This is a genomic window from Arthrobacter sp. NPDC058130, from assembly GCF_042884475.1.
Lineage (GTDB): Bacteria > Actinomycetota > Actinomycetes > Actinomycetales > Micrococcaceae > Arthrobacter.
The window spans coordinates 18,362-43,596 of sequence record NZ_JBHVTV010000005.1; the positions used below are offsets into that span (position 1 = coordinate 18,362).

26 protein-coding genes are annotated in these 25,235 nt (G+C 67.6%); 9 read left to right on the plus strand and 17 right to left on the minus strand.

The genetic code is table 11. From position 1 onward, the window contains the following. Positions 1-72 precede the first annotated feature (72 nt). Both xseA and ACFVTM_RS10905 read left to right on the plus strand, forming a co-directional pair. Positions 73-1,359 (plus strand): exodeoxyribonuclease VII large subunit, encoded by a 1,287-nt coding sequence (gene xseA, locus ACFVTM_RS10900; RefSeq protein ID WP_390203485.1) that lies wholly within the window; start codon positions 73-75, stop codon positions 1,357-1,359. A gap of 116 nt (positions 1,360-1,475) precedes the next feature. Beyond that, positions 1,476-1,706 carry an exodeoxyribonuclease VII small subunit gene (locus tag ACFVTM_RS10905; protein WP_390203486.1) on the plus strand — a complete coding sequence of 77 codons (231 nt, stop codon included), beginning with the start codon at positions 1,476-1,478 and terminating at the stop codon, positions 1,704-1,706. 38 nt (positions 1,707-1,744) lie between these two features. Here ACFVTM_RS10905 and ACFVTM_RS10910 read toward each other — a convergent pair whose 3' ends face one another. The 9 genes from ACFVTM_RS10910 to ACFVTM_RS10950 form a co-directional block, all read right to left on the minus strand. Beyond that, positions 1,745-2,599: a polyphosphate kinase 2 family protein gene (locus ACFVTM_RS10910; RefSeq protein ID WP_390203487.1), complete on the minus strand. Its 855-nt coding sequence runs from the start codon at positions 2,597-2,599 to the stop codon at positions 1,745-1,747. Between the two features lie 70 nt (positions 2,600-2,669). Then, positions 2,670-3,890, minus strand: a complete 1,221-nt coding sequence (locus ACFVTM_RS10915; protein WP_390203488.1) for a pyridoxal phosphate-dependent aminotransferase — start codon at positions 3,888-3,890, stop codon at positions 2,670-2,672. 161 nt (positions 3,891-4,051) lie between these two features. Continuing rightward, a complete protein-coding gene (locus ACFVTM_RS10920) occupies positions 4,052-5,017 on the minus strand; it encodes an ABC transporter substrate-binding protein (protein ID WP_390203489.1) in 966 nt (321 codons plus the stop codon). Further along, positions 5,014-5,760, minus strand: coding sequence for an ABC transporter permease (locus ACFVTM_RS10925; RefSeq protein ID WP_390203490.1), 747 nt, complete (start codon positions 5,758-5,760; stop codon positions 5,014-5,016). The genes ACFVTM_RS10920 and ACFVTM_RS10925 overlap by 4 nt, the downstream gene beginning before the upstream one ends. Then, on the minus strand, positions 5,757-6,497 hold the full coding sequence (locus ACFVTM_RS10930) for an ABC transporter permease (RefSeq protein WP_390203491.1): 741 nt from the start codon (positions 6,495-6,497) through the stop codon (positions 5,757-5,759). The genes ACFVTM_RS10925 and ACFVTM_RS10930 overlap by 4 nt, the downstream gene beginning before the upstream one ends. Beyond that, the gene (locus ACFVTM_RS10935; protein WP_390203492.1) at positions 6,497-7,600 is read right to left on the minus strand and encodes an ABC transporter ATP-binding protein; all 1,104 of its coding nucleotides are present in this window, start codon (positions 7,598-7,600) and stop codon (positions 6,497-6,499) included. Before ACFVTM_RS10935 ends, ACFVTM_RS10930 begins: the two co-directional genes overlap by 1 nt. Before the next feature lie 226 nt (positions 7,601-7,826). Beyond that, positions 7,827-9,068: a ribosome small subunit-dependent GTPase A gene (gene rsgA / locus ACFVTM_RS10940; protein WP_390203493.1), complete on the minus strand. Its 1,242-nt coding sequence runs from the start codon at positions 9,066-9,068 to the stop codon at positions 7,827-7,829. Positions 9,069-9,379: 311 nt separating this feature from the next. After that, entirely contained in the window at positions 9,380-9,835 is a 456-nt protein-coding gene (locus ACFVTM_RS10945; RefSeq protein ID WP_390203494.1) for an NUDIX hydrolase, read from the minus strand. Positions 9,836-9,869: 34 nt separating this feature from the next. Continuing rightward, complete coding sequence (locus ACFVTM_RS10950) at positions 9,870-10,772, minus strand: N-acetylglucosamine kinase (protein WP_390203679.1); 903 nt, start codon at positions 10,770-10,772, stop codon at positions 9,870-9,872. An 87-nt stretch (positions 10,773-10,859) separates the two neighbouring features. Here ACFVTM_RS10950 and ACFVTM_RS10955 point away from each other — a divergent pair, with 87 nt between their 5' ends. Next, entirely contained in the window at positions 10,860-11,936 is a 1,077-nt protein-coding gene (locus tag ACFVTM_RS10955) for a nitronate monooxygenase (protein WP_390203495.1), read from the plus strand. A gap of 140 nt (positions 11,937-12,076) precedes the next feature. Here the strand turns inward: ACFVTM_RS10955 and ACFVTM_RS10960 are convergent, their stop codons facing one another. Next, complete coding sequence (locus ACFVTM_RS10960; protein WP_390203496.1) at positions 12,077-13,075, minus strand: LysR family transcriptional regulator; 999 nt, start codon at positions 13,073-13,075, stop codon at positions 12,077-12,079. A gap of 90 nt (positions 13,076-13,165) precedes the next feature. On the opposite strand from ACFVTM_RS10960, the gene ACFVTM_RS10965 reads away from it, so the two are divergent. Beyond that, complete coding sequence (locus ACFVTM_RS10965) at positions 13,166-14,515, plus strand: MFS transporter (RefSeq protein ID WP_390203497.1); 1,350 nt, start codon at positions 13,166-13,168, stop codon at positions 14,513-14,515. Between the two features lie 16 nt (positions 14,516-14,531). Here the strand turns inward: ACFVTM_RS10965 and ACFVTM_RS10970 are convergent, their stop codons facing one another. Further along, the gene (locus tag ACFVTM_RS10970) at positions 14,532-15,695 is read right to left on the minus strand and encodes a trans-sulfuration enzyme family protein (protein WP_390203498.1); all 1,164 of its coding nucleotides are present in this window, start codon (positions 15,693-15,695) and stop codon (positions 14,532-14,534) included. A gap of 133 nt (positions 15,696-15,828) precedes the next feature. On the opposite strand from ACFVTM_RS10970, the gene ACFVTM_RS10975 reads away from it, so the two are divergent. Next, positions 15,829-16,326 carry an Lrp/AsnC family transcriptional regulator gene (locus ACFVTM_RS10975; RefSeq protein ID WP_229995409.1) on the plus strand — a complete coding sequence of 166 codons (498 nt, stop codon included), beginning with the start codon at positions 15,829-15,831 and terminating at the stop codon, positions 16,324-16,326. A 65-nt stretch (positions 16,327-16,391) separates the two neighbouring features. Here the strand turns inward: ACFVTM_RS10975 and ACFVTM_RS10980 are convergent, their stop codons facing one another. Then, a complete protein-coding gene (locus ACFVTM_RS10980) occupies positions 16,392-17,633 on the minus strand; it encodes an MFS transporter (protein WP_390203499.1) in 1,242 nt (413 codons plus the stop codon). 176 nt (positions 17,634-17,809) lie between these two features. Between ACFVTM_RS10980 and ACFVTM_RS10985 the strand changes: the two genes are divergently transcribed. Both ACFVTM_RS10985 and corA read left to right on the plus strand, forming a co-directional pair. After that, positions 17,810-18,349 carry an Lrp/AsnC family transcriptional regulator gene (locus ACFVTM_RS10985; protein WP_390203500.1) on the plus strand — a complete coding sequence of 180 codons (540 nt, stop codon included), beginning with the start codon at positions 17,810-17,812 and terminating at the stop codon, positions 18,347-18,349. Positions 18,350-18,356: 7 nt separating this feature from the next. After that, positions 18,357-19,352 carry a magnesium/cobalt transporter CorA gene (gene corA, locus ACFVTM_RS10990; RefSeq protein WP_390203501.1) on the plus strand — a complete coding sequence of 332 codons (996 nt, stop codon included), beginning with the start codon at positions 18,357-18,359 and terminating at the stop codon, positions 19,350-19,352. Between the two features lie 15 nt (positions 19,353-19,367). Here corA and ACFVTM_RS10995 read toward each other — a convergent pair whose 3' ends face one another. From ACFVTM_RS10995 to ACFVTM_RS11015, 5 genes are all read right to left on the minus strand, one after another. Next, positions 19,368-19,691: a hypothetical protein gene (locus ACFVTM_RS10995; protein WP_390203502.1), complete on the minus strand. Its 324-nt coding sequence runs from the start codon at positions 19,689-19,691 to the stop codon at positions 19,368-19,370. Positions 19,692-19,816: 125 nt separating this feature from the next. Continuing rightward, positions 19,817-20,626 (minus strand): hypothetical protein, encoded by an 810-nt coding sequence (locus ACFVTM_RS11000; RefSeq protein ID WP_390203503.1) that lies wholly within the window; start codon positions 20,624-20,626, stop codon positions 19,817-19,819. A gap of 166 nt (positions 20,627-20,792) precedes the next feature. Beyond that, a complete protein-coding gene (locus ACFVTM_RS11005) occupies positions 20,793-22,385 on the minus strand; it encodes an ABC-F family ATP-binding cassette domain-containing protein (protein WP_390203504.1) in 1,593 nt (530 codons plus the stop codon). Continuing rightward, positions 22,382-22,852, minus strand: a complete 471-nt coding sequence (locus ACFVTM_RS11010) for a GatB/YqeY domain-containing protein (protein WP_390203505.1) — start codon at positions 22,850-22,852, stop codon at positions 22,382-22,384. The genes ACFVTM_RS11005 and ACFVTM_RS11010 overlap by 4 nt, the downstream gene beginning before the upstream one ends. A gap of 25 nt (positions 22,853-22,877) precedes the next feature. After that, positions 22,878-23,255 (minus strand): hypothetical protein, encoded by a 378-nt coding sequence (locus tag ACFVTM_RS11015; protein WP_390203506.1) that lies wholly within the window; start codon positions 23,253-23,255, stop codon positions 22,878-22,880. Between the two features lie 482 nt (positions 23,256-23,737). Between ACFVTM_RS11015 and ACFVTM_RS11020 the strand changes: the two genes are divergently transcribed. Together ACFVTM_RS11020 and ACFVTM_RS11025 are read left to right on the plus strand one after the other, a co-directional pair. Then, positions 23,738-24,415 (plus strand): glycosyl hydrolase, encoded by a 678-nt coding sequence (locus ACFVTM_RS11020; RefSeq protein ID WP_390203681.1) that lies wholly within the window; start codon positions 23,738-23,740, stop codon positions 24,413-24,415. A 146-nt stretch (positions 24,416-24,561) separates the two neighbouring features. Then, positions 24,562-25,221 (plus strand): hypothetical protein, encoded by a 660-nt coding sequence (locus ACFVTM_RS11025; RefSeq protein ID WP_390203507.1) that lies wholly within the window; start codon positions 24,562-24,564, stop codon positions 25,219-25,221. Positions 25,222-25,235 lie beyond the last annotated feature (14 nt).

The window sequence follows — 25,235 nt, forward strand, 5'->3', positions numbered from 1 at the left end:
GGACACGCACGCATATGCACAGGGCGCTCCACAAGGCACTCCAGACGGCACTCCCGGCCATGGGGCCCACGCATGCTTGAGGACGCGGCGGCGGCCACGACGCTACCGGCCACCGCAGCTGAAACCAGTCCGGACAACCCCTGGCCTTTGCAGTTGCTGTCCCAGAAGCTCAAGATGCATATCGACCGCGCTCCCTCGGCATGGATTGAGGGGCAAGTGATCGAACTCAACCGGCGCGGCAGCAACGCCTACCTGACGCTGCGGGACATCGACGCCGAAATCTCGCTGCCAGCCTCGGTCTGGACCACCGTGCTGGACCGCCAGGCCGCTCCGCTGGAACGCGGTTCCCGGGTTGTCGCACTGATCAAGGCCGAGTTTTGGCTCAAGACGGGCCGCCTGAACATGTCCGTGAAGGACATCCGGCCCGTGGGGCTCGGCGACCTCCTCGCGCGGATCGAGCGGCTGCGCCAGGCCCTCGCCGCCGAAGGGCTCTTTGCCGATTCCCGCAAGAAACGGCTTCCCCTGCTCCCGCACCGGATCGGCCTGATCACGGGCCGGGACTCTGACGCCAAGAAGGATGTGCTGCGCAACGCCGCCCTCCGCTGGCCGGCCGTCGAATTCGAGATCCGCGAGGTCGCGGTCCAGGGCAACACCGCCGTAGCCCAGATGGTCGCGGCATTGCGGGAGCTTGACGCCCATCCCGTCGTCGATGTCATCGTCATTGCCCGCGGCGGAGGCGCGCTCGAGGACCTGTTGCCGTTCAGCAGCGAAGAGCTCATCCGGGCCGTCTCGGACGCTTCGACCCCCGTGGTGAGCGCGATCGGGCACGAAGCGGACCGGCCCATCCTCGACGACGTCGCAGACCTCAGGGCTTCGACGCCCACCGACGCCGCGAAGAGGATCGTGCCGGATGTCGCGGAGGAGCTTGTTCGGGTCCGGCAGGCCCGGGATCAGCTCCGGCGCGGGGTCACCCGGCTCGTCGAGCGTGAGGGCGACCGGCTGGCATCTTTGCGCTCCCGCCCAGTGCTGCTCTCGCCGGAGGTCATGATCACCCACCGCCACGACGACATCGAACGACTCAAGGGCCGCTCGCACTCGGCCATCAGCACCGCCGTCGTGCGGGCCGCGGACCAGCTGGTCCATCTCAAGGCGCAGGTGCGCGCGCTCTCGCCGCAGAAGACGCTGGATCGCGGCTACGCCGTGGTGCAGCTCGCCGACGCCGGTACGGCCGCTGCGACGCACCAGGACGTGGTGCGTCAGCCCTCGCAGGCGCCCGCCGGCACGGACCTCACCGTGCGGGTGGCAGGCGGCCGGTTCACCGCCCAATCCACCGGCGGCCAGGAACCTGCCGACGACTAACCCCAGCGCACGAACATGGCCATACGGCCACCCTTCGGCGCCAACGAACAGCACCCCCGCGGCGGAAACCGCGCCAACCAACGCGACACCCAACGCGACAACCCAAGGAGCACCACATGGCAGCAGAATCGACACCGAACGCCGACATCGAGGCCCTCAGCTACGAGGACGCCCGCGAGCAGCTGGTCGCCGTCGTGGGCAAGCTGGAGGCCGGCGGCGCCAGCCTGGAGGAATCGCTCGCGCTATGGGAGCGCGGCGAGGCACTGGCCAAGCGCTGCGAACAGTGGCTGGAAGGCGCCCGCAAGCGGCTCGCCGCGGCCCGGGACCAGGCCGCGGACAAGAGCTAGGCGACGAACTCCGCCGCGGCGTGCCGGTTCCCTCCGTATTAGGAGCGCTCGACCAGATCCCGTTCCAGATCGACGTCGAACTCCGGATCCGGCCACTGCAGCTTCAGTCCTTCCAGGGCGTCCAGCATCAGGTGCTGCACCGCGATGCGGGCGTACCACTTCTTGTTGGCCGGCACGACGTACCAGGGCGCGATGTCAGTGGCCGTCTTCTCGAACACCTTCTGGTACGCATCCATGTAGTCGCTCCAGAAGGCGCGCTCCTTGAGGTCGGTGCTGCTGTACTTCCACACCTTGGTTTCGTCATCCAGCCGGGCGAGCAGCCGGTCCTTCTGCTCGTCCCGGCTGATGTGGAGCATGACCTTGACCACCGTGGTCCCGGCTGCCGCTTGCCTTGCCTCGAATTCGTTGATGGCGTTGTAGCGCCGCTCCAGTTCCTCGGGGCTTGCCCAGCGGTGGACCCGGTGAATCAGGACGTCCTCGTAATGCGAGCGGTCAAAAACGCCCACCATGCCGGCCGCCGGCACTGCCTTCTCGATCCGCCAGAGGAAATCGTAGGATTTCTCCTCCGGGGTCGGCGCCTTGAAGGACTTGAGCTGGACACCCTGCGGGTCCATCTGGCCCATTACGTGCTTGACGATCCCGCCCTTGCCTGCAGTATCCATCGCCTGCAGGACGAGCAGGACGCGCTTGGTGCCGCCGAACCGGGATTCGGCGAAAAGCTGCTCCTGCAGGGTGGTCAGCTTGCCATCGAGTTCTGCCAGGAGCGCCTCGCCGTCGGATTTCCCGCCCGGGTAGCCCGGGGTGGAGTCCGGGTCGCAGTCCTTCAGCTTGAATTTATTTCCGACGAGCAGCGTCTCGGCGGGGTGCCGCTCGAACATCACAGCATCTGTCATGGAAAGCCTCTTTCCAGTTTCGTGCAGCCGCTGCGCGGGCGAATCCCCGAACTCCGCTGCTGACCGAAGCCTAGTTCCCCTTATACCGGCTCAGGAAGTCCGCCATACGGTTGATTGCTTCCTCGAGGTCCTTGACGTTTGGCAGGGTCACCATCCGGAAGTGGTCCGGCCGGACCCAGTTGAACGCCCGCCCATGGGAGAGCAGGATCTTCTGTTCGCGGAGCAGGTCCAGGACGAATTTCTCGTCGTCGCGGATGTGATAGACCTCGGGGTCCAGCTTCGGGAACAGATACATGGCCCCGCGGGCCTGCTGCGTGCTGACGCCTGGGATGGCGTTGAGCATGTCGTAGGCCTTGTTCCGCTGCTCGAGGAGGCGTCCGCCGGGCAGGATCAGGTCGTTGATGCTCTGGTAGCCGCCCAGGGCAGTCTGGATCGCGTGCTGGGCCGGCACATTGGCGCAGAGGCGCATGTTGGCCAGCAGGTTGATGCCCTCGAGGTAGTCCGCGGCGTCCTTCTTCGGCCCGGAGATGGCCATCCAGCCGGCCCGGAACCCGCACACCCGGTAGGCCTTGGAGAGCCCGCTGAAGGTCAGGCACAGGACGTCGTCGCCGGTGAGCGCGGCGAGGTTTACGTGCACCGCGTCTTCGTAGAGGATCTTCTCGTAGATTTCGTCGGCGAAGAGCACGAGGCCGTGTTTCTCGGCGAGGGCAACGATCTTCTTCAGCGTGGCTTCCGGATATACCGCGCCCGTGGGGTTGTTCGGGTTGATGATCACGATGCCCTTGGTGCGCGGGGTGATCTTCGCTTCCATGTCCTCGAGGTCGGGCTGCCAGCCGGTTTCCTCGTCACAGAGGTAGTGCACCGGCTTGCCGCCGGCCAGGGCAACCGAGGCCGTCCACAGCGGGTAGTCCGGGGTGGGGATCAGGACCTCGTCGCCGCCGTCGAGCAGGGCCATGAGGGACATCGTGATCAGTTCGCTGACACCGTTGCCGAGATAGATGTCATCCACGTGGATGTTCTGGATCCCGCGGGTCTGGTAGTACTGCGAGACGGCGGTGCGGGCCGAGAAGATGCCGCGCGAGTCGCTGTAGCCCTGGGCATGCGGCAGGTGGCGGATCATGTCCACCAGGATGGCATCCGGCGCTTCAAACCCGAACGGGGCCGGGTTGCCGATGTTCAGTTTGAGGATCCGGTGGCCCTCCGCCTCCATCTGCTGGGCGGCCTGAAGAATCGGTCCACGGATGTCGTAAAGGACATTATGAAGCTTGGTGGACTGCTTGAATTCTGCCATCCATCAAATATGCCATATGGCGGATGTACTTCCGCTGAGACATGACTCACACGCGGACCCGGCAGTAACAACAACGAACGCCGGTGTCCGGGCTGTGGGCCCGAGCACCGGCGTCGATGGCAGCCAGTCGACGGCACTCAGCCGGCGGCAGTCAGAGGTTGCTACTGCTTGACGATGCCCTTCTCCTTCAGCCACGCGTCCGCGGCATCCTTCGGGTTCTGCTTCTGGTCGCCGCTCACAGCACGGTTGAGGTTGATGAGGTCTTCGGTGGTGAGGACCTTGGACACGCCGTTGAGGGCTTCCTTCGCCTTGTCCGTCATCTTGGCCGTGTTGTACAGCGGCAGCACCTGCTGGGCGATGAAGTTGTTCTTCGGATCCTCCAGCACCACGAGGTCGTTGTCCGGGATGGAGGGGGTGGTGGTGTAGATGTCCGCGACCTGGACCTGGTCCGAGAGTAGCGCCTTGAGCGTGACGGCGCCGCCGCCGTCGCTGAAGGGTTCAAGCTTCTTCGGCACGCAGTTGTAGTTCTTCGCCAGCCCGGGCAACCCATAGGCGCGCTCGGCAAAGGTCGCCGGGGCGCCAATCACGAGTTCGCTGCACACTTTCGCCATGTCTTCGATGGACTTCAGCTGGTGCTTCTCGGCGGTGGCCTTGGTGACCACCATGGCGTCCTTGTCCTCGGCCTTGGAGGCGTCCAGCACGGCCAGGCCCTGCGGGAGCTTGGCCGGGAGGGCCTTTGCGATGTCCTCGGCGGAGACCTCGGTGGCGTCCTTGTTTACGTACAGCAGAAGGTTGCCGCTGTAGTCCGGAACTACGTCCACCGATCCGTCCTGGACTGCCTTCAGGTAGACCTCGCGCGAGCCGATGTTCGGCTTGGTGCTGGCCGTGACGCCCGCGGCGTTCAGGGCACCGGCGTAGACCTCCGCAAGGATCTGGCTCTCCGGGAAATCGGCGGAGCCAATCACCAGGGCGCCGCCGGCACCGGAGGCCGCGCCGCTGCTGGCCGGGGCCGAGCTGAGCGGGTTGGATGAGCCTCCGCAGGCGGACAGTGCCAGGGCCAAGCCCACGCCGGCGGCCAGGCCGCCGAATGCGCGCCTGCCGAGGCCTCGTTGGCGGGATTCGTTCATGACGTACCTCCTTGAACAGCAGTCTCCGTGTACACGGAGTCTGTGAGATCAACCGCAGCCTGCTGGATGCGGTTTGGCTGGGACGAGGCGCCCCGTGACAGGAACAGCCTCTGAATAAGGGCAAGGACAAGGTCGACGGCGATAGCGAGGGCCGCGATCAGCAGGGAGCCGCCCAGCATCTGCGGGAAATCGGAAAGCACCAGCCCGTCGAACAGGTAGCGGCCCAGGCCGCCCAGGTTGATGTAGGCGACCACGGAGACGGTCGCGATCACCTGCAGCACCCCGGTCCGGAAGCCGCCGTACATCACGGGCAGCGCGTTGGGGAATTCCGCCCGGAACAGGACCTGCCATTCGGTCATGCCCATGGCGCGGGCGGCGTCCACCACATTGCGGTCCACGCTCGAGATCCCGGCGTAGGTGCCGGCCAGCAGGGGCGGCACCGTGAGGATCACGAGGGCCCAGATCGGCGGCATCAGCCCGATGCCAGCGAGCAAGACGAAAAGGGTCAGCAGGCCGAGGGTGGGCAGGGCACGCAGCGCGCCGGCGAGCGCCACGATGGCAACCCGCCCGCGGCCGGTGTGGCCCACAAACAGTCCTACCGGGATGGCGATCGCCATGGCGATCACCATCACCAGGCCCGTATAGAACAGGTGCTCGGCCAGCCGCACCGGGATTCCGGCGCTGCCGGACCAGTTCGCCGGATCAGTGAGCCAGGCAAAGGTGTCCGTGACGACGTTGCTCATGCGTCTGCCCCTCCGGTCTTGGGGCGGGAAAGCCGCATCGCCGCGGCGGCAGCGCCAGTCTTGTCCTGGCCGGCACCCGAATCGGCACCGGCGCCCGTGGCCGCCGCTGCCCTGGTCCAGGGCGTCAGCAGGCGTTCGAGCAGGACCAGGACGGAGTCCATCAGCAGCGCGAGGATAAGGATGGCGATGATGCCCACCACCACTTCGGTGACGAAATCGCGTTGCAGGCCCGAGGTGAAGAGCATTCCGAGGTTGCCGATGCCGAGCAGCGCCGCGACGCTGACCAGCGAGATGTTGCTGACCGAGACCACCCGCAGCCCGGCGAACATGACCGGCAAGGACAGCGGCAGGTCGATCTGCATGAACCGGGCGAAGGGTTTGAAACCCATGGCGACGGCGGCCTGCCGCAGGTCCTCATCCACGGAGTCAAAGGCATCCAGCGCGGCCCGCACCAGCAGGGCGACCGCGTAGATGGTCAGGGCCACAACCACATTGACGGGATCCAGGATCCGGGTTCCGAGGATGGTCGGAAGGATGATGAAAAGCGCCAGGGACGGGATCGTATAGAGCAGCGAGGAGCCTGTAAGCACCGTGGACCGAAGCCCCCTGTTCTGCCGGGCGAGCTGGGCCAGCGGGACGGCAATGAGGATCCCGAACACCATCGGCAGGATGGCCAGCACGAGGTGCTGGCCGGCGAGGCTGAAGACCTCCGCGCTGTTGGCCAGGAACCACTGCATCAGAGCCCACCGTGCCGGATGCTGCGATCAGACTCGATCACGGCGAGGACTTCGGCTGCCGCGATGACTCCGGCCACCCGGCCGTCGTCGTCCACGGCGACGCCAAGGCCCGACGGCGAGGACAGGGCCGCGTCCAGGGCCCGGCGGAGCGTGTCCCCCTTGCGGAACAGGGAGCCGCCGGGAACCATCGCCGGCCCGGCCCCGGTGACACTGCCGGGCCCGGCCCAGCCAAGGGGGCGCAACGCGTCGTCGACCATCAGCTGCCATTCATCCGAGCTCCCCTCCTGCTGGAGCTGTTCGAGGGTGACTGTCCGGACGGGGTGGATGGTGACGCCGTCGGAGGGGCTGAACGCCAGGTGCCGGAACCCGCGGTCGCGGCCCACGAAGGCGGCCACGAACTCGTTTGCCGGAGCCCGCAGGATCTCCGCCGGGGCGGCGTATTGCGCCAGCTTGCCGCCGACGGCGAAGACGGCCACTTTGTCGCCCAGGACGGTTGCCTCGTCGATGTCGTGGGTGACGAAGACGATCGTCTTTGCCAGGTCATGCTGGAGCCGGAGCAGCTCTTTCTGGAGCTCATCGCGGACCACCGGGTCCACGGCGCTGAAGGGCTCGTCCATGAGCAGCACCGGAGGATCGGCCGCGAGTGCCCGGGCCACCCCGACGCGCTGCTGCTGGCCGCCCGAGAGCTGGGACGGGTACCGCTTCCCGAGCGAGGAGGCCAGCCCGACGACGTCGAGCAGTTCCTGGGCGCGCTTGCGGGCTTCGGTTTTGGAGACCCCGTTCAGCCGGGGAACGGTGGCGATGTTGTCCAGCACGGAGCGGTGCGGCATCAGCCCGGAGGACTGCATCACATAGCCCATGGAGCGCCGCAGCTGCGCGGCGGGGACCGAGGTGACGTCGGCCCCGTCGACGGTGATGATGCCGGAGGTGGGCTCCACCATGCGGTTAATCATCCGCAGGGAGGTGGTCTTGCCGCAACCGGAGGGTCCCACGAACACGGTGATGGCGCCCTTGTCGATGGACATGGTCAGCCCGTCGACGGCGGCCTGGCCATCCTGGTACTGCTTCGTGACGTTCTGGAACTCGATCATGGCTTCGGCCATTTCCGGGCTTACCTTACTGTTGGCGGCAACATCGACGGGGACCAGCCAACTTCATCAGTTTGCTGGCCATAAAGCAGTTAGCACTTAGACTAACCAGCACTCATGACATTGTCAGCGGCGCCGCGGCTCCCAAAAGGCTTCGGAAGCACAACGATTCCGGATGGGTGGCGCGCCGGAAATGCCTCCGGCGCGCCTCCCGTACCGCTGGGGCAGCGCGGGGTTAGCCTCAGCGGGGCCGCTGCCGGCCGTTCCTGGCCCCACTCTTGCCATTGCCGTGGCCGCTCTTGCCGCCGTTCTTGCCACTGCCGTGCCCCGGCCCGTTGTCGTGGTTTTCCCGTTCGGCCGCCCGCTGGCTCTTGCCCGCCACCGCGATCTTCTGGTGCCATTCTCGCTGGTAGGCCCGCCGGGCGGCAGCGTCATGGCGGCGGGCCAGGGCGGCGAGTTCGCGCTGCAGCTTCAGGTAGCTGGCCCAGCGGCGGCCATCCAGGACCCCGTCGGCGAGCGCGGCCTGGACGGCACAGCCGGGCTCCTTCCCGTGCGCGCAGTCGGAGAAACGGCAGTTGCCGAAGAGTTCTTCGAGGTCGCCGAACATCTCCTCCATGCCGTCCTCGGCGTCGAAGATCCCGAAGCCGCGGACTCCCGGGGTGTCCATCAGGACGGCACCGCCGGGCAGCGGAACCAGTTCGCGGGAGGTGGTGGTGTGCCTGCCCTTGCCGTCGCCCGCGCGGACCGCGCCCGTTTCCTGGGCTGCGACGCCGGCGAGCGCATTGATGAGGGTGGACTTGCCGGCGCCCGATGGCCCCAGCAGCACCAGAGTGCCGCCGGGCGGCAGGTGGCCCAGGACTTCGTCCAGGCCGTCGCCGTACTCGGCGGAGGTGGTGACGACGTCGACGCCGGCCGCCTGGCGCACGACCGTCCCCACGACGTCGTCCGCCAGGTCCGCGAGGTCCGCCTTCGTGATGATCACGAGCGGTTTGGCACCCGAGTCCCACGCCGCGACCAGCGTCCGTTCGAGCCGGTTGTGGGTGAGCGGGCGATCCACCGGAACAACGATCCCGACGACGTCCATGTTGGCGCCAAGGACCTGCGCCTCGGAGGAGGACTCGAAGGCACGCTTGCGGCTCAGCTCCGAGTGGCGTGGCAGGATGCCGACGATCGCGGGCTCCCCCGCCGCGTTTGAACCCAGCCAGACCCAGTCCCCGGTGGCGGGAAGGTCCCCGCCCCGGGGGTAGGGCAGATGGGCGGTCTGGTCGCCGTCGGCCACCAGGACAAGGTTGCGGTCCACCCGGATGACGCGGCCCGGGCGGTGGCCTCCCGGCACGGGGTGGGCCGCGAACTGTTCCGCGGTGCCGGCCGTGTAGCCATAACGGACAGGGCCGGCGGGGCTGTCCTCGTTGGGGGATCTCCCAGGGGAGGAATCGGTGCGCTGGGCGCTGGGGGCGCCCTGGGATGCAGCATGAATGATCAACGAAAACCCTTTGATGAGGCCCCGTGGTGCGGCGCAGATGCGCTGCGGCGGCGTGTGCCGCCGGTGCGTGAAAACTAGCGCTGAATGGCTAGGCCGCGCCGTAGGACGGGGCAGGAGTAATGACCTGGCTTGAATCGGTGCGCTGAGCGTTCAGAAATATCGCATTCATAGCTTCCACCTCCCCATCGTTTGCCGGCCAAGTGAGGCCTGCCCTGCTGTATGCCCGGCTAATCCCGTCTGCGGACTGCACTGGCGTCCACCGCCCGGCGGTTTCTACAGAATAGCCAAGGCGCCCGCGCCTGGCCAGCAATTCAGCCGGAAAGTTTTCCGTTCAGCGGCCTCTCGCGGTACAGGCGCAGTCCGGCGTCCACCAGCGAGACCCTGTTCAGCTCCGCCACCTGGTCCAGCGGAATCCAGGCAGCGTGGGTGGTGCTGCCGTTCACCTCGTGGCGCAGTTCCCCGCCCGTGACCGTCGCCTCGTAGACGAGCCGGAGCGACTGGAAGTCCCGCTCACCGCCGTCGAGCCGGACCTCCGAAGGCCAGTGCCCGACGTCGATCCCCAGCATCACGCCGACCTCGGCGTCGTAGCCGGTTTCCTCGTGGATCTCGCGGCGGCATCCGTCCACCGGGTGTTCGGCCAGGTCCAGGCCGCCGCCGGGCAGCGTCCAGCCTTCGCGGCCGTCCTGCTTCCAGTACGCCAGGAGGATCTCGGCGTCACGGATGATGACGGCGTAGGCGGCGGGCCGGGTGTCGAATTGCATGCTCATCCCTCCAGCGTAGTAGCCGGAGGAATCCCTCCGGCTACTCCTGTTCCGCCACCAGCTGGAGCACGCCGAAGATGGGCTCCTGCTCCAGGACGCGGACATCTGTGATGTCTGCGGCGGCGAGCGCCGTGCGGAACGATTCCTGCAGCCGGGGCACGTTCATGCCGAGCCCGCTGCCCAGGATGACCGGGCCTTCGATGCCGAGCTGCCTTACGGTCTGGGCGGCCAGATCGGCGAGATCGCGCCCGGCCTGGCCTATGAGGGCCTGGCTCGGCGCGTGGCCTGCGTCTGCGGCCTCCACCACGAGGCGGGCCTGCTGGGCCCAGAAGCGGCGTCCGGTGGCGGTCGAGTGGAACAGTGCGATCAGCTTGTTCGGGTGGTCCGCGCCGCAGGATGCCAGCAGGGCGGTGGTGAGTTCGTCAGGTTCCAGTCCCTGGTTCATCCGCCGCAGGCTGTGGCGCACGGCCTCCCGGCCCAGCCAATAACCGCTGCCCTCATCGCCCAGCAGGTAGCCCCATCCCCCGGCCCGGGCTTCCTCGCCACGGCCGTTCCGGCCCCACGCGGCTGAACCGGTGCCGGCGATCACGGCGACGCCGGTGCTGGCGCCCCCCGCGGCGAGCAGCAGCCGGGAGTCATGGACCACCGTGATCCGGGCACCGGGCACGTGGGGGGCAATCAGTGCCGCGAGGGCCGCGGCGTCGTCGTCGGTGTCAATGCCGCCGGCCCCGGCGTAGACCTGGGCTACCTCTCCCCCGCCGATCCTGCCGAACAGTTCCGCCAGGTTGCGGGCCGCCTCCTCGGGGCTGACGTTCTGGACGTTGGAGCTGCCCACTGATTCGTCGGCCACAGGGGCGCCGTTCTCGAATCGGACGCCCCGGGTCTTGGTGCCGCCGATGTCCAGTCCGATCACGGCACCCGTCGTCGCCGCGTCGGATGGCATGGTGGAAGATGGAACGGAGTCCGCCGCCGGCGGCATGTCAGTGTTAGTCACTCGAACAGGTTACTGAATCGCTGCAAGGAGCCCGCAATGCCCCACGATCTTTTCGGCACAACCGTCATCGCGGCGCCCATGGCCGGAGGAACCTCCACGCCGGCCTTTGTCGAGGCCGTGCACCGCGCCGGCGGGCTTGGCTTCCTGGCGGCCGGCTACAAGAGCGTGGCGGCCATGCAGGCGGACATCCGCGCCACCCGGGAGTCCGGGACCCGGTTCGGCATGAATGTCTTCGTCCCGGATCCCGGCCAGCTGCCGCCGTCCGCAGCGGTGCTGGCGGAACTCGAGGACTACCGGCTGCAGTTACGGGCCGACGCCCGGCGCTACGGCGTGGAGCTCCCGCAGCTTCGGCTCGACGACGATGACGAGTGGCAGGGAAAGATCGATGCCCTGCTGGCGGACCCCGTGGAACTGGTCAGTTTCGCCTTCGGCCTCCCGGGCCCCGACGTCGTCCGCGCCCTGCAGCAGGCGGGCTCGGCGGTGCTTGCCACTGTCACCACCACGGACGAGGCCCGGCAGGCGGCAGACCAGGGTGTGGACGCCCTCGTGGTGCAGCACACGAGCGCCGGCGGCCACAGCGCGGCGTTCCTTCCGGCGTTGGGATTGCAGGTCGGAGGGTCCCAGCCAGGCGGGATACCGGCCGGCGGGACACAGGCAGGCGGCACGACGGCGGAGCTGGTCGCGGAGGTGCGGTCCGCCGTCGGCCTCCCGCTGGTGGCCGCGGGTGGCATCATGGATGCAGCCGGGCTGGACGCCGTGCTGCGCGCGGGCGCGGTTGCGGCCCAGCTGGGCACCGCTTTCCTCCGGACGGACGAAGCCGGCGCCCGGCAGCTGCACAAGGATGCCCTGGCGGATCCGCATTTCACCCGGACCCGGCTGACACGCGCCTTTACCGGCAGGCAGGCCCGGTCCCTGGAGAACGAATTCGTCCGCGACCACCCCGAAGCGCCGGAATGCTACCCGGCTATCCACCACCTGACGGCGCCCATCCGGGCCGCGGCCGCCGCGGCCGGAGACGCGGAGCGCCTGAACCTGTGGGCCGGCACGGGCTGGCAGAAGGCCCAGCCCGGGCCCGTGGCCGGCGTCGTGCGCGGGCTGCTCGCCGGCCGCTGATTCCCCGGTGGGGACGTCCCTCCCGCGACAGCACCCGCCCGCGACAGAAACCCGAAGTCGCCGGAAGCGTGCGAAACCGCGGTTTTTTTACGGCGATTTCGCAGCCTTCCGGCGGCTTCGGCGTACCACGTCGCGCCGGCTCAGCTTCCCGAGCGTTCGCGCACGAAGCCTGCCAGGAGCGCCGGCCCGTCGCGCAGCACGAGTTCGCGGAACAAGCGCACGGAATCGGGCTCGGCATCGGGTCCCCCGCGGCGCTCCCGCCAGGCCAGGCCGATCTCGCGGAATGCCAGGGCCGAATCCAGGGGAATCTCCACCCACCCGGGCCCGCCGTGGTCGGCTCCGGTCCCGGGTGACGGGTCCTGCCGCCCCGGTGCGGAGCCGCCGGGCGGCAGGATGCTGACGCCGAGCCCGGCCGAGACGAGCCCGCGGACGGTGTGTGAGTCCTGGCTCTCGAAGGCAATGCGAGGACGGAATCCCGCCTCCCGGAACAACGCATCGGTCAGCGAGCGCATGCCGTAGCCGGAACCCATCGCCACGAACGGCTCCTGCCGGATCTCGGCAACCCGGACCCGACGGCGGCCGGCCAGGGGATGGCGGTCGTGCACCACCAGGCGCAGCGGTTCCCGGTACAGCGCGGCCGAACTGATGGTCCTGCTTGGTGTGGCCACGGGCGCGGTAAGGGCCAGGTCCGCGGAACCGGCGGCCAGTTCCGCCAGGCAGCCGTCCCGTGCGCCCTGGCTGAGGTCAAACGCGGTCTGCGGGTGCCGGCTCCGGAACGCGCTGATGAGCAGCGGCAGCGTCGCCTCCCCGAAGGTGTGCTGGAAGGACACGGCGATCCGGCCGCGGACCACTTCGGATTCGTGCCGGACAAGGTCCAGTCCCGTCTGGAATTCGCCCAGGGCGGCGTCAATATGGGGCAGGAGCGCCTTCGCGGCCGGCGTCAGCCGCACGCCGCGGCCGTCCCGTACCAACAGTTCGGTCCCCACGATGGCGCTGGCACGCGCAATTGCGCGGCTCACTGTCGACTGCGGCACCCCCAGCAGCTCGGCCGTCTCGGTAATGTGCTCCGTCCGCCCGAGTTCTGCCAGCAGCGGCAGGAGGGGCAGCAACTGCACGAGCTGCTTGTGCTCAATGTCCATGGGCCCTCCGCGCATCGTTCCATATTTGCTATCTATCCTATGAAAATCATGCATTGGAAGCATCCCTTGGGCAGGCTCTAGCCTGAGGGTATGCCACGTTTTTCCGCACCCCCCGGCGCCGGCCCCAGTCCTGCGGGCAAGATCGCGGCCAATCCCGCAGCTGGCGCTGCCGCGTGGGCCGGGCATCCGAAAGGCTCCGCGGCCTACCGCCGGATTCTCGCCGGGCTTGCCTTCGCCGGCGTCGCGACGTTCGCCCAGCTCTACTCCACCCAGGCGGTGCTGCCCCTCCTGGCGACGGACCTCAAGGTCTCGGCGGCCGAGGCCGCGCTGACGATCTCCCTGGCGACAGTGGGGCTGGCTCTGACCGTACTCCCGTGGTCCTTCCTGGCCGACCGCATCGGCCGCGTCCGGGCGATGATGTGGGGTATCTCGACGGCCACCATCCTGGGCCTGCTGGTCCCCCTGGCCCCCAGCTTCCCCGCGCTGCTCTGCCTGAGGATGCTGGAGGGAATGGCCCTCGGCGGGATCCCCGCCATCGCGATCGCCTACCTCAATGAAGAGGTCAACAAGGCCCACGCCGCCCTCGCGGCCGGGAGCTATGTCGCCGGGACCACGTTGGGCGGCCTCGCCGGCCGGCTGGTCGCCGGACCTGTCGGCGAACTGTGGGGATGGCGGGCCGCCGCCCTGGCCGTCTCGGTCCTGGCCACCGGCGCGGCTGTCCTGTTCCTCATTCTTGTCCCGCGGGCGCAGGGATTCACCGCCGCGGCGGCCGCCGGCTTCCGCGGTGCCATGTCCACCCTGGCCGGGCATGCCCGCAATCCCCGGCTGCTGGCCCTCTACGTCCAGGCGTTCCTGCTCATGGGCGGTTTCGTGGCCGTCTACAACTACCTCGGTTTCCGGCTGTCCGGGGAACCGTTCAGCCTGCCGGCCACCGCGATCAGCCTGATCTTCCTGGCCTACCTCTCCGGAACCGTATCGGCCCGCTGGGCAGCGGGGCTGACCTCGCGGTTCGGCCGGCGCACTGTCCTGATCGCCGGCACTGCATTGATGGCCGGCGGACTCGCCCTGACGCTCACGCAGCTGCTGGTCCTGATCCTGGTGGGATTGCTGCTGTTCACCGGCGGCTTCTTCGCGGCCCACAGCATCGGTTCAGGCTGGACCGGAGTGATCGCCACGACGGGCCGCGCGCAGGCCGCCTCGCTCTACAACCTCGCCTACTACCTCGGCTCCAGCGTGCTCGGCTGGGCCGGCGGCCTGATCTTCCAGGGACTCGGCTGGACGGCCCTTGCCCTGACGGTCATCGGACTGGCCGGCGCGACGGCGGCAATCACCGCCGTCGCGCATCCCGCGGCGTCAGCAGCCGGGCCAGCCGCCACCGGACCTGCGGTGCCTGCCGCCGGCACGGCGGCGGGCACCGGCAAGGCCGCAGTGTCCGGTTAGGCATCAGGCCGGCGGGCTACCGGCTCGCCTCGATCGCCTGCACAAGATCGGCGACGATGTCGGCCGGATCCTCCAACCCCACCGAAATCCGCAGCAGGCTGGCGTGCGGCTTGGCCGAGGCTTCGACCGGCCGGTGGGTCAGGCCCGCCGGGTGCTGGATGAGGGTATCGATCCCGCCGAGGGAGACGGCGTGCGTGATCATGCCGACGGCGGCAGGGATCCGTTCGGCGTGCTCGGCGCTGGCGAGCTCAAAGGCCATGAGGGAACCCGGCCCGGACATCTGCGTGCCGACGAGTCCCTGCGGATCGCACTCAGCCAGTCCCGGGTAGTAGACCCGCTTCACGAGCCCGTGTCCGGCCAGGGCAACCGCGACCTTTTCGGCGCTGGCCTGCTGGGCGCGGACCCGGACGGGGAGCGTCGCCAGGCCGCGGTGCAGCAGGTAGGCCGGCCACGGGGTCAGGATTCCACCGGTCACGGCCCGGATCTGACGCAGGCGCACGGCCCACTGAGGGCCGGCGGCCACCACGCCGCCCATCGCATCACCGTGGCCGCCCAGGAACTTCGTGGCGCTGTGCAGCACCATGGCGGCACCATGGCTGAACGGCTGCTGCAGCACCGGGCTGGCGAAGGTGTTGTCGACCAGGAGCGGCACGCCGTCCGCGTCGGCGGCCACCCGGGCCATGTCCACGAGCTCGAGGGTCGGGTTGGCCGGCGTCTCCAGGATCACCAGGCCGGTGTCCGGCCGGAGCGCTTCGCGGACGCCCTCCGGCGTCGTAAAGGTGACCCCGTTGCCGAGGACCCCGGAGGCGAGCAGGTAGTCGCTGCCGCCGTAGAGAGGCCGCACGGCGACCACATGCTTCTTGCCCGCCGCCACCACCGCGAGGAGCACGGCACTGAGCGCCGCCATGCCGGTGGCAAAGGCGACCGACTCCGGCGTGCCTTCCAGGACGGCGACGCCTTCCTCGAAGCGTGCCACGGTGGGGTTCCACAGCCGCTGGTAGACGGTGCTGTGGCCCTCGGCATGCGACCCGCCGGTGGCCATGTGCTCGTAGGCCAGGCCGCCGTCGTGCACAGACGGCAGCGGTGCCGTCGTGGACAGATCGATGGGCACCGCGTGCACGCCCAGTTCCGTCAGCCCGTTTCGGCCTGCGTGGACCGCCAGTGAATCTTGAGAGAGCACCCTAACTCCTTACGAATATTCGCCATTGAATTCCGCAAGTATCTGGCAATAATTCGAGCTTTTGTAGGGGTTCTGAATGGAACTGTCGGATAGTGCCGTTTATGATGAACGGACAACCCTACAAGGAGGATCCGTGAGCAGCAGTGCGAAGAATGTTCGGCCGGGAGCCAGCGAGCCGCTGGACGCGATCGACGAGCGCCTGCTCGCTGCCCTCGTCGCGGACGCCCGCATCTCGAACAAGCAGCTGGCAGAACTCGTGGGGATCGCGCCGTCGACCGCGCTGATGCGCACCCGCGCCCTGTCCGAGCGCGGGATCATCGAAGGTTTCGAGGCCAACCTAAGCCTGTCCGCGATCGGGCGCTCGGTCCAGGCGCTCATTGCGGTCCGGCTCCGGGCCCACGACCGCGAGCAGATCGACCGTTTCACCGCCCGGGTGCCCAAGCTTCCGGCGGTGCTCTCGACGTTCCACACATCCGGGTCGGTGGACTACCTCCTGCACATCGCCGTGGCCACCACCGAGGACCTGCGGGACTGGGTGCTGGACAACCTGGCCACCGACCCCGTGGTGGGCCACACGGAGACCACGCTGGTCTTCGACCACATCCAGGGCAACCACGGCCCGCTGCCGTAAGCAGCCGGCCGGTGCACCAGGGCCGTCGGCGTACCAGGGCCGTCAGCCCGGGACACTCTGGCGTACTAGGCCTGCCGGCGCAGCGCGGTCCGCAGCGTAATGGCCGCCAGCGCCAGCCCGGCGGCAGCGCACACCGTGACAAAACCGGCGACGGCGGCCTGCAGCCCCACGACCCCGGCGGCCAGCCCCAGGCCGATCACCGGCAAGGCGCTGCCGAGGTAGGTGATGACGTAGACGGTGCTGATGATCTGCGCATGCCGGGCGGCCTCCACCTTGCCGGCGACATCGTTGAAGACGGTCCGGAAGGCCACGCCCTGCCCCACGCCGGCCGTGATGCTGGCCAGGATCAGCAGCCACGGGCTGCTCCAGGCGGCCGCGGCGGCGATCAGCAGGACTGAGACGCCCAGGACTGCCAGGCCGGCGGGGACGGCAAAGCGCCCCCGGATGGCCAGCAGCTGGCTCAGGGCTGAGGAGCCCAAAGTCAGCCCGGCCAGCAGGCCGATCAGCGGCCGGGAGTCGGCGTGCACGATCTGGGCGAAATAGCCGGGCGCGAGCGAGAGGCAGAAGCCGAAGACCGTAAAGCTCAGGAAGCCCACGGAGGAGGCCAGCCAGAAGGCGCCGCGCGCGTCGCTGGAGACCGACGGCCGCCGCGGCGCCAGGACGCGCAGCGGCTGGGGACCGGCATGCAGGCTTATGGCGGGCCGCGCCTTGAGAAGGTACAGGGGCACCAGCACGGCGGCGAGGACGACGGAGTGCACGTAGTACGGCGTCGACGTCGGGCCCGGCAGGACGGAAAGCATGCCGCCGATCGCAGGGCCGGCGGCAACTCCCCCGGCCGAGGCCAGGAGCGTGAAGCGGGACGCCCACTCGGGCCGGCTGGGCAGGAGTTCGCGCAGTGCAGCCGAGCTGGCGCCCGTGGCGAGCGCTACCGCGATGCCCTGCAGGGCGCGGCCGGCGCAGAGCGCCACGAGACTGCCCGCGGTGGCGAAGACAAAGCCGCCGGCCAGGCCCACCAGGACGGCCAGTACGAGGGCGGCGCGGCGTCCGATGTGGTCGGACCAGTGACCGGCCAGGACCAGGGTGGCCACGAGCGCAAGGACGTAGGCCGAGAACGCCACGGTGACGTCGAGCGCCGTGATCCCCAGTTTTGCCTGCAGCAGGGGGTACAGCGGCGTCGCCAGGTTCGCGCCCACGAGCAGCGTGAAGATCACTACTCCGGCCATCACGAGCCGTGCGGTGGTGGAAGCGTCCCAGCCCCAGCGGTCAGCTGTGGCCGGGCGCATGCGGAGTTCACTGAAGACTGTCATGTCCGTGCCCTTGCAAAGTGCAGGGCCAGGCTTTCCCTGTTGTGGGGGAACCGCCTGGCCCGGTCGAAGATTGGTACCTACAGAATGCGGCATCAATGACCTTCACAGCCAAATTTTGTGCCAAAATTGAGCAAAACAGTCATTCTCTGGCTGTTGAAGTGAACCGGAGTGATGACTTGAACAGTCTGGACCCGACCGACCTGAAGATCCTGCTGGAGCTGATCCGCGATCCGCGGATCCAGATCGGCGAGCTCAGTGATGTCCTGGGCATTGCGCGGAACACTGCCCAGTCGCGCGTGCGGCGCATGCTGCGGTCGGGCCTGCTGCACGACGGCGGCCGCGAAATCGACCTGGAGGCGGTGGGGTACGACGTCGTCGCGTTCGTGACGATCGAGGTCAACCACCGCGAGCTCGACGGCGTCGTAGGGGCCCTGCGGCTGATCGCCCAGGTCCTGGAAGTCCATGAGATCTCCGGACGCGGCGACGTCTGGTGCCGCGTGGTGGCGACGGATACGCACAACCTCCAGGCGGCCCTCCGCTCCATCCTTCGGATCAAGGGAGTCATCCGCACCGAGACTGTGCTGGCGCTGCACACCCATATCCCCTACCGAACCGAGCCGCTGATCAGCCGGCTCGCCCAGGGCAACGCGCTGGCGCCTGGCCGGTCGGCCCCGCGCCGGGCCGGTTCCGCCGAACCCCAGGTGAACGAAGGATAATGTCCCGGTGACTATCATCGACAACGCGGTCTACGTGGACGGCATCCGCAGCGCCGAGCCGCGGAACCTCGAGCAGACGTTCGAGACCCTCACCGAGCGCGGAGGAATGGCCTGGATTGGCCTCTACCGGCCCACACCCGACGAAATGGCGGCCGTGGCGGCGGAATTCGGCCTGCACGGGCTGGCGGTGGAGGACGCGATTTCTGCGCATCAGCGGCCCAAGCTGGAACGCTACGACGACAACCTGTTCACGGTGCTCCGGCCCGCCCGGTATTTGGACGAGACCGAGACGGTGGAGTTCGGCGAACTGCACATCTTCACGGGCCGGAACTTCGTGGTCACCGTCCGGCATGCCGAGACGAAAGTGGTGGGCCAGGTCCGGCACAGGATGGAGTCCCGCCCCGACCTGCTCCGCCACGGCCCCGAGGCGGTCCTGTATGCGCTCATGGACCAGGTGGTGGATGATTACGTTCCTGTGGTGGCAGGTCTGGAAAACGACATCGACGAGATCGAGGACCAGCTCTTCAGCGGCGACCCCCAGGTATCCCGGCGAATCTACGAACTCGCCCGGGAAGTCATCCATTTCCAGCGCGCCATCCACCCGCTCCCGGCGATGATGCAACAGCTCCGGCGGGGCTTCGAAAAGTACCAGGTGGACACGGAACTGCAGCACAGCCTCCGCGACGTCGAGGACCACGTGGAGCGGCTCATTTCACGTGCCGATTCCTTCCGTGACCTCCTGCAGAACGCGCTCACGCTCGATGGAACCCTGACCGCCAACCGGCAGAACGAAGCGAGCGCGCAACAAAACGAACAGGTCAAAAAGATCTCGTCCTGGGCCGCGATCTTCTTCGCGCCCACCTTCGTGGCCAGCCTTTACGGCATGAACTTCGACCACATGCCGGAGCTGCACTGGACATTGGGCTACCCGATGGCAATCGTGCTCATGGCCGCCACGGCAACGCTCATGTACGCCATCTTCAAGCGGAAGGGCTGGCTATAGCCGGAAGCGCCGGCTCTAGCCGGAAGTGCGGCGATCCCGGACCTGGACCATGAGCCGCCGGAACGCGAGGATAAAGACGACCTCGATCAGCACCATAAGCCCGAGCAGCAACCACTTGCCGCTTTCGATGAAAGCGATGGCGCCGATCAGGACCAGAATGCTTCCCAGCGCGAGGGAGTAAACGGCAAATCCGAGGGCAACCCGGGCGCTGCGGACGCCGGTCCGGAAGCCGAAGCCCTGCGGTTCCCCGCCGGGATAGCCGGCAACCCGGTCCGGGCCGGCGGGCTTGAGCCTGCCGAACTCCTCCCACGGGTCGCGATCCTGCTTCTGGTCGGTCATGCTTCCATTATCTCGCGGACCCGGACGGTCGCACCGCTCTGACTGGTGCACTGTGACAATTTTTCGGAGTGGAAAACGAGGGGCCCGGACCACTGGTCCGGGCCCCTCGTTACCGGCCTGTTGAACTACTTGTTGTGGCCGTGCCCGCGCGAGTCGCCGCGCCCGCTGGAGCCTTCGTGCCCGTCGGAGTCGTCGTGCCCATTGGACTTGCCGGCGTGTTCGCTTCCGCGGCCGGCCCACGCGGCACGGTGTTCGGCGGCGTTGGCCTGGCCGGCGGCGCGGTGCTCTTCGGCGTTCTGGTGTGCCCATCCGCTGTTGCCGTTGGATGCGTGGGACCCGTCGGCTTTCGGCGCGTCAGCCGCATCCTGCCCATCATCTTCGGAAGGCGCCGGGGCTGCCGGGGCAGGGGCAGCCGGTGCCGGGGCGGCAGGGGACTCCGGAGCAGCCGGGGCAGGAGCCGGGGCAGCGGGCCCCTGCTCGTTCGCACCCTGGTCATCCGTACTCTGATCGTCCGAACCTTGGTCATCCGAACCCTGATCGTAGGCACCCTGATCGTCCGCACTCTGATCGTCCGATCCTTGGGTATCCGAACCCTGGTCACCTTGGTCATCCGCGTCCTGATCGGCTGTACCCTGGTCATCCGACCCCTGGTCGTCCGCGTCCTGGTCGTCCGACTCAGCCGGATCACCCGTCTCGGCCGATTCCTGGTCGCTGGATTCCCGGTCGCCCGCTCCTGGCGTCTCCGACTCGGCCGGATCGTCCGGCTCAGAGGTCGCGGTGCCCGACGACGTCGTGGTCGATGTCGGTTCAGTCGGGAGGTCGCTGGTCGCGGTGGCGGCCGTCGCGCCGGCGCCCCCGGTAACAACGACGGAGGCCACTACTACGGCCTTGCCTGTGGTGCCCAGCGCACTGAGCCATCCGATGATTCCTGCCATGGGAGAGTCCTTTCAAAGCGGATAGTGAGACCGATGCCGTCCCCCCGTCGGCAACCAGCGCCACGTTACCGCTCGGAAACCCCCATTTGTGGCCCGCAAGCCGTATCCGCCGCATCCTGAGCCAATGCTGAGCAAACACTGAGCCACTGTTCACTTGCGCGTTGAATTAGGCGGCGCGGACGTCAATCTCGCCGGGTTCCGCGCCATCGCCGCCGAAGACCAGCTGCCGGTTGGCGATTTTCTCGGCGAAGAACCGGTCGTGGCTGACCACGACGACTGCCCCGGGGAAGTGAAGCAGTGCCCGTTCCATCACCTGGGTGCTGGACATGTCCAGGTGGTTGGTGGGCTCGTCGAGGAGCAGCACCGAGGCCCCGGACAGCAGGCACTGCGCCATGGCGACGCGTGCTTTCTGCCCGCCGGAGAGGTTCCCGATCTTCTGCTTGAGGTCGGCCTCGGAGAACTGGAACATCGCGAGGAACCTGTTGACAGACTTTTTCGTGGCGCTGAACGCCAGGCTGTCCGGCAGCGCGTTGACCGCGTGCGAAACGGTATCGTCGTCGTCGAGCTCTTCCAGCATTTTGTTGTACGAAACAAAACCCGGGCCCTTAGCCCAGACCACATCCCCGGAATCTGTCGGTTCCTCGCCGGCCAGCACCTTCAGCAGCGTTGACTTGCCACTGCCATTGGAGCCCAGGACAACAATCCTGTTGCCACGGCGGATCTCAAAGCTCAGGTCCTCGAACAGCACCTTGTCGCCATAGGACTTGCCCAGCCCTTCGACCCGGCAGAGGACATCTTTCACGTGCAGGCCGCCGTAGATCTCCGTGACGATCTGGTCCACGGGCCTGGGCGTGCGGGCTTTCTTGATCTTGGCCAGCTGGGTCCCCAGCCCGCGGCCGGCGGCCTTTGCTGCCTCGCGGCGGTCGGCGATGCCCTCCGCTTCAAAGGCCAGGAGCTCGGACTCGTGGACGAACTGCGCTTCGAGCGTCTTGAGCCGGAACTGCTTCTGGACTACGTACTCGGCGAAGTTTCCCGGGTATTCGTGCAGATGGAAGTTTTCCACCTCGATGATCCGGTTGACCACGGCATCGAGGAACTTCCGGTCGTGCGAGACGATGATCGCGGCACCGCGGAAGTCGCGGAACCAGCTCTCCAGCCATTCGACGCCGGCGACGTCGAGGTAGTTGGTGGGTTCGTCCAGGAGCAGGACGTCCGGACCCTCCAACAGGATCTTGGCCAGGGCGGCGCGGTTGCGCCACCCGCCGGAGAGTTCGTCAATCGCGCACGTGCGGTGGGTCTCGCTGAACCCCAGCGTGGTCAGGACGGTGTCGATGCGCCGTTTGTAGTCCCATCCGTCGAGACGGTCCATGTCCTCGAACAGCTCGGCCTGGCGGCTGATCAGCCGGTCCAGCTCTGCTTCGGCGGGGTCTGCCGCAATGGCCGCGTCGATGGCCGCCAACTCGGCCTCGGCAGCCCTGATCTCAACGAACAGGCCGTCAAGGACCTCAAGGATGGACAGCTCGCCGTCCAGCTCGGAAAACTGGGAGAAGTACCCCACCCTGGTCCCCTGCTCCACAGTGACCGTCCCGGAATCCGGCGAGACCTGGTCCAGGATGAGCTTGAGGATGGAGGTCTTCCCGGAGCCGTTCTTGCCGATCAGGCCGACGCGGTCCCCGGCTTCGAGCCGGAAGAACGCCTCGCGGAGGATCTGTGTGTTCTCGAAACGGACAGCGACGTCGTGGAGCCGGATCAGGCTCACTGCTGCGCGAGACGGTTGCGGACGATTTCGCTAACGGCCTTGCCGTCAAAACGCCCGGCCACCGTGGCGGTGACGGGCTTCATCACTGCCCCCAGCTGACGCATGGAAAGCTCGACGCCGTCGGCTTTGAGCGCCGCGATAGTCTCGTCCACGATCTGCTCGACTTCGGCTGCGGTGAGCGGCTTGGGCAGGTAGGCCTCGATCACCTCGGCCTCGGCGATCTCGGCGGCGGCACGCTCGGCTTCACCGGCTTCGGTGTAGATGCGGGCTGTGTCGCGGCGCTTCGCGGCTTCCTTTTGCAGGAGGGCGGTCACCTGTGCGTCGTCCAGCACGATGGGCGTCTTGCCGGATTTCTCGCGGGTTTCGATCTCGCCCAGGACGTTGCGCACAGTGGTGAGGGCTACCTTGTTGCGGTCCTTCATGTGGGCCACGACGTCGGCGTGCAGGCGTTCTTTCAGGGTGGTCATAGTTCTCCTCGTGTTACTAACAAGGCTAGCGGCAGAACCCGTTGGCACCGATCGCGGAGATAATCCGCTGGGCGTCCTCATCCGAAACAGCCGGGAGGTCCCCGCCGCTGAACTCCGCCTTTGCCGCGGCGATGAGCTGTTCGGCCGGCGCCAGCCCCAAGAGGCGGCCGCACAGGCTGCGGGCCTTATCGACTGCCTGGTCGCTTGGCAGGCGGGGGTTGATCCCGGCGAGCGCGGCCAGAAGCGCTTCCTGCTGGGCCGGGTTAGGTTTGGGAAGCGACGCCGACAGGGCGGTGGATGGCCCGGGGTTCGACGACGCGGACGGCTCGGCGTTTGGCGAGGCGGAGCAGGCGGTCAGCAGAAGCGTCAGCAGGGCGAGCGTGATCGCGGTGGTGGTCTTCATGGATCGAGGCCCTGTCTGAACTGGATTCTGCGCTGGATGTCTGTACGGGATGTCGGCTGCTGGATTCGCCGGCTTAACCGTCATCGTTTCTTGCCACTCAGAGCTACGCCGGCGCGGCCACGGCGCCGATCACGTATGCACACACCATCTCATGAAAACTCTCCTGGTTCGTACCCGTAGAGGCCGGCACGGAAGTGCCCTTGGGCCGTTCCAAATACCCAGGGAACGGCGTAGCGTGACCCTCGTCACGTTCGGTTGAGGAATCGCATCGGCCCTTCGCTCCGAAAGAGGAACCCCCCATGGATCGCCGGACATTTCTCACTGCAGTTTTGGCTGCCCCGGCCGCGGCCGGGGCTAGTTTCGCAACCTCGGGGCCGGCACCGGCCCCATTCGCACCATCCACTACCCGTGCGGCCCTCTCCTCGCCCCGGGCTCTCAAGGGGGCGGCCCACGGCGGCGATGATGCGCTGGCACTGAGACAGATCCGAAGTCTTAACGCCAGCTGGTACTACGCCTGGTCATCCGCCTATACGGTCACGACCAGTCCGGCCTTTATCCCAATGGTGTGGAGCGGCAATGCTTTGCTTCAAAAGGACGCCCTGGGAGACGTTTACCGTCAACTTCCCGCGACAAGGACCAAACACCTGCTCGCCTTCAACGAGCCGGACCACTCCGGTCAGTCCAACATGTCTGTCGATGAGGCCATCCGGCTGTGGCCCCACCTTCAGTCGACGGGACTGCGGCTGGGATCTCCGGCCACCGTCAGCGTCACCAGCCCGTGGCTGGAACAGTTCATGGCCCGGGCCAGGCAGGCGAACCTCCGCGTCGATTTCATGACAATGCACTCCTACGGCTCGCCGAACCCGGAGAGTTTCCTCGCGAAGGTCTGGTATTTGCATCACAGGTATAGGCGGCCGGTCTGGGTGACGGAATTTGCCGTGGCCGACTGGTCGGCAACCCCGGCACGCCCGTCCAGGTACACCACCCGGGAGGTCGGCTATTTCATGCAGGCCGCGGTCGCCGGCATGCGCCTGATGCCCTTCGTCGAACGGTTTGCCTGGAAATCCAGGGAACCCTCGGACCCGGCCATGGGCCCGTCCGCCCTCTACAAAACGAATGGCCAGCTGACGTCAATCGGGAGGCTGTACGCCTCGCTTTGATTTCCCCGCAAAAATTCAAGCCGTTGAGGGGAGGCTACTTGTCGAAAGTTGTCTGCGCGGGGACGCCGCCGTCGGCTGCGAGCACAGAAGGCACGCCGCATTGCCTGTCGCCTCCCACTGCCTGCTCCCCGGCTTAGGCTGGTCACATGCCGCCAACGCCTGCCCCGAGTCCGGCCCCGGTTGATGTCCTCGTTCACTCAAGTCCGGCCGAGTGGTGGCAGATCGTTGCCGCGCTTGCGCCGGTGGCGGTCCTCATAGCGGCAGCCGTCGGAGCCTTCATGGCCTGGCGCACACTCCGCCAGAAGGCCGTGGCTGACGACCGGGCCGAGTGGTGGAAACGGACACAATGGGCACTGGACCGCGCCCTGGATCAGGATCCGGACATCAAGGCCTTGGGGCTGGCAGCGCTGGGTGTGCTTGCCCGCAGCGAGTTGGCACGGAACGAGGAGCTCGAGCTCCTCGATATCGCATGGAAGTCCGTGAACGGGGTTGAGGAAAATGCGGGCAGCTGGCAGCCCGCGAGGCCAGCGGCCTTCGCGGCTTCCGTGGAATCCGGTGACAACCTGGGAAACAATGAAGGCACGGATTCCCGGCGGGAACGAGGAAGGCAGGCCATGAGCACGGACGCATCGGGGCAAAAGAACGGCCCTGTTCCGCGACATATCACCGTAAAAGATTCCAACTCCACGATCGCCTCGCAGCACCGGGTTCAGGTCGCCGCCGCCAGGCTGCGCGTCACTCTCGATGAGCGCCTTGGTCGGCCGACGCCGGCCCAGACGAAGGCCCTTGCCAAGGAAGAGCTCTAGCCGCCGCTAGCCCT

Excerpts from the sequence above, each read along its gene's own strand:
- ACFVTM_RS10910 (WP_390203487.1), bottom strand. The coding sequence starts at position 2,599 with ATGACAGATGCTGTGATGTTCGAGCGGCACCCCGCCGAGACGCTGCTC.
- ACFVTM_RS10930 (WP_390203491.1), bottom strand. The coding sequence starts at position 6,497 with ATGCAGTGGTTCCTGGCCAACAGCGCGGAGGTCTTCAGCCTCGCCGGC.
- xseA (WP_390203485.1), top strand. The coding sequence starts at position 73 with ATGCTTGAGGACGCGGCGGCGGCCACGACGCTACCGGCCACCGCAGCT.
- ACFVTM_RS11010 (WP_390203505.1), bottom strand. The coding sequence starts at position 22,852 with ATGACCACCCTGAAAGAACGCCTGCACGCCGACGTCGTGGCCCACATG.
- ACFVTM_RS10935 (WP_390203492.1), bottom strand. The coding sequence starts at position 7,600 with ATGGCCGAAGCCATGATCGAGTTCCAGAACGTCACGAAGCAGTACCAG.
- ACFVTM_RS10950 (WP_390203679.1), bottom strand. The coding sequence starts at position 10,772 with ATGCCATCCGACGCGGCGACGACGGGTGCCGTGATCGGACTGGACATC.
- ACFVTM_RS10945 (WP_390203494.1), bottom strand. The coding sequence starts at position 9,835 with ATGAGCATGCAATTCGACACCCGGCCCGCCGCCTACGCCGTCATCATC.
- ACFVTM_RS10960 (WP_390203496.1), bottom strand. The coding sequence starts at position 13,075 with ATGGACATTGAGCACAAGCAGCTCGTGCAGTTGCTGCCCCTCCTGCCG.
- ACFVTM_RS10905 (WP_390203486.1), top strand. The coding sequence starts at position 1,476 with ATGGCAGCAGAATCGACACCGAACGCCGACATCGAGGCCCTCAGCTAC.
- ACFVTM_RS10915 (WP_390203488.1), bottom strand. The coding sequence starts at position 3,890 with ATGGCAGAATTCAAGCAGTCCACCAAGCTTCATAATGTCCTTTACGAC.
- ACFVTM_RS11015 (WP_390203506.1), bottom strand. The coding sequence starts at position 23,255 with ATGAAGACCACCACCGCGATCACGCTCGCCCTGCTGACGCTTCTGCTG.
- ACFVTM_RS10955 (WP_390203495.1), top strand. The coding sequence starts at position 10,860 with ATGCCCCACGATCTTTTCGGCACAACCGTCATCGCGGCGCCCATGGCC.
- ACFVTM_RS11000 (WP_390203503.1), bottom strand. The coding sequence starts at position 20,626 with ATGGCAGGAATCATCGGATGGCTCAGTGCGCTGGGCACCACAGGCAAG.
- ACFVTM_RS11025 (WP_390203507.1), top strand. The coding sequence starts at position 24,562 with ATGCCGCCAACGCCTGCCCCGAGTCCGGCCCCGGTTGATGTCCTCGTT.
- ACFVTM_RS10980 (WP_390203499.1), bottom strand. The coding sequence starts at position 17,633 with ATGACAGTCTTCAGTGAACTCCGCATGCGCCCGGCCACAGCTGACCGC.
- ACFVTM_RS10965 (WP_390203497.1), top strand. The coding sequence starts at position 13,166 with ATGCCACGTTTTTCCGCACCCCCCGGCGCCGGCCCCAGTCCTGCGGGC.
- ACFVTM_RS10995 (WP_390203502.1), bottom strand. The coding sequence starts at position 19,691 with ATGACCGACCAGAAGCAGGATCGCGACCCGTGGGAGGAGTTCGGCAGG.
- ACFVTM_RS10925 (WP_390203490.1), bottom strand. The coding sequence starts at position 5,760 with ATGAGCAACGTCGTCACGGACACCTTTGCCTGGCTCACTGATCCGGCG.
- ACFVTM_RS10920 (WP_390203489.1), bottom strand. The coding sequence starts at position 5,017 with ATGAACGAATCCCGCCAACGAGGCCTCGGCAGGCGCGCATTCGGCGGC.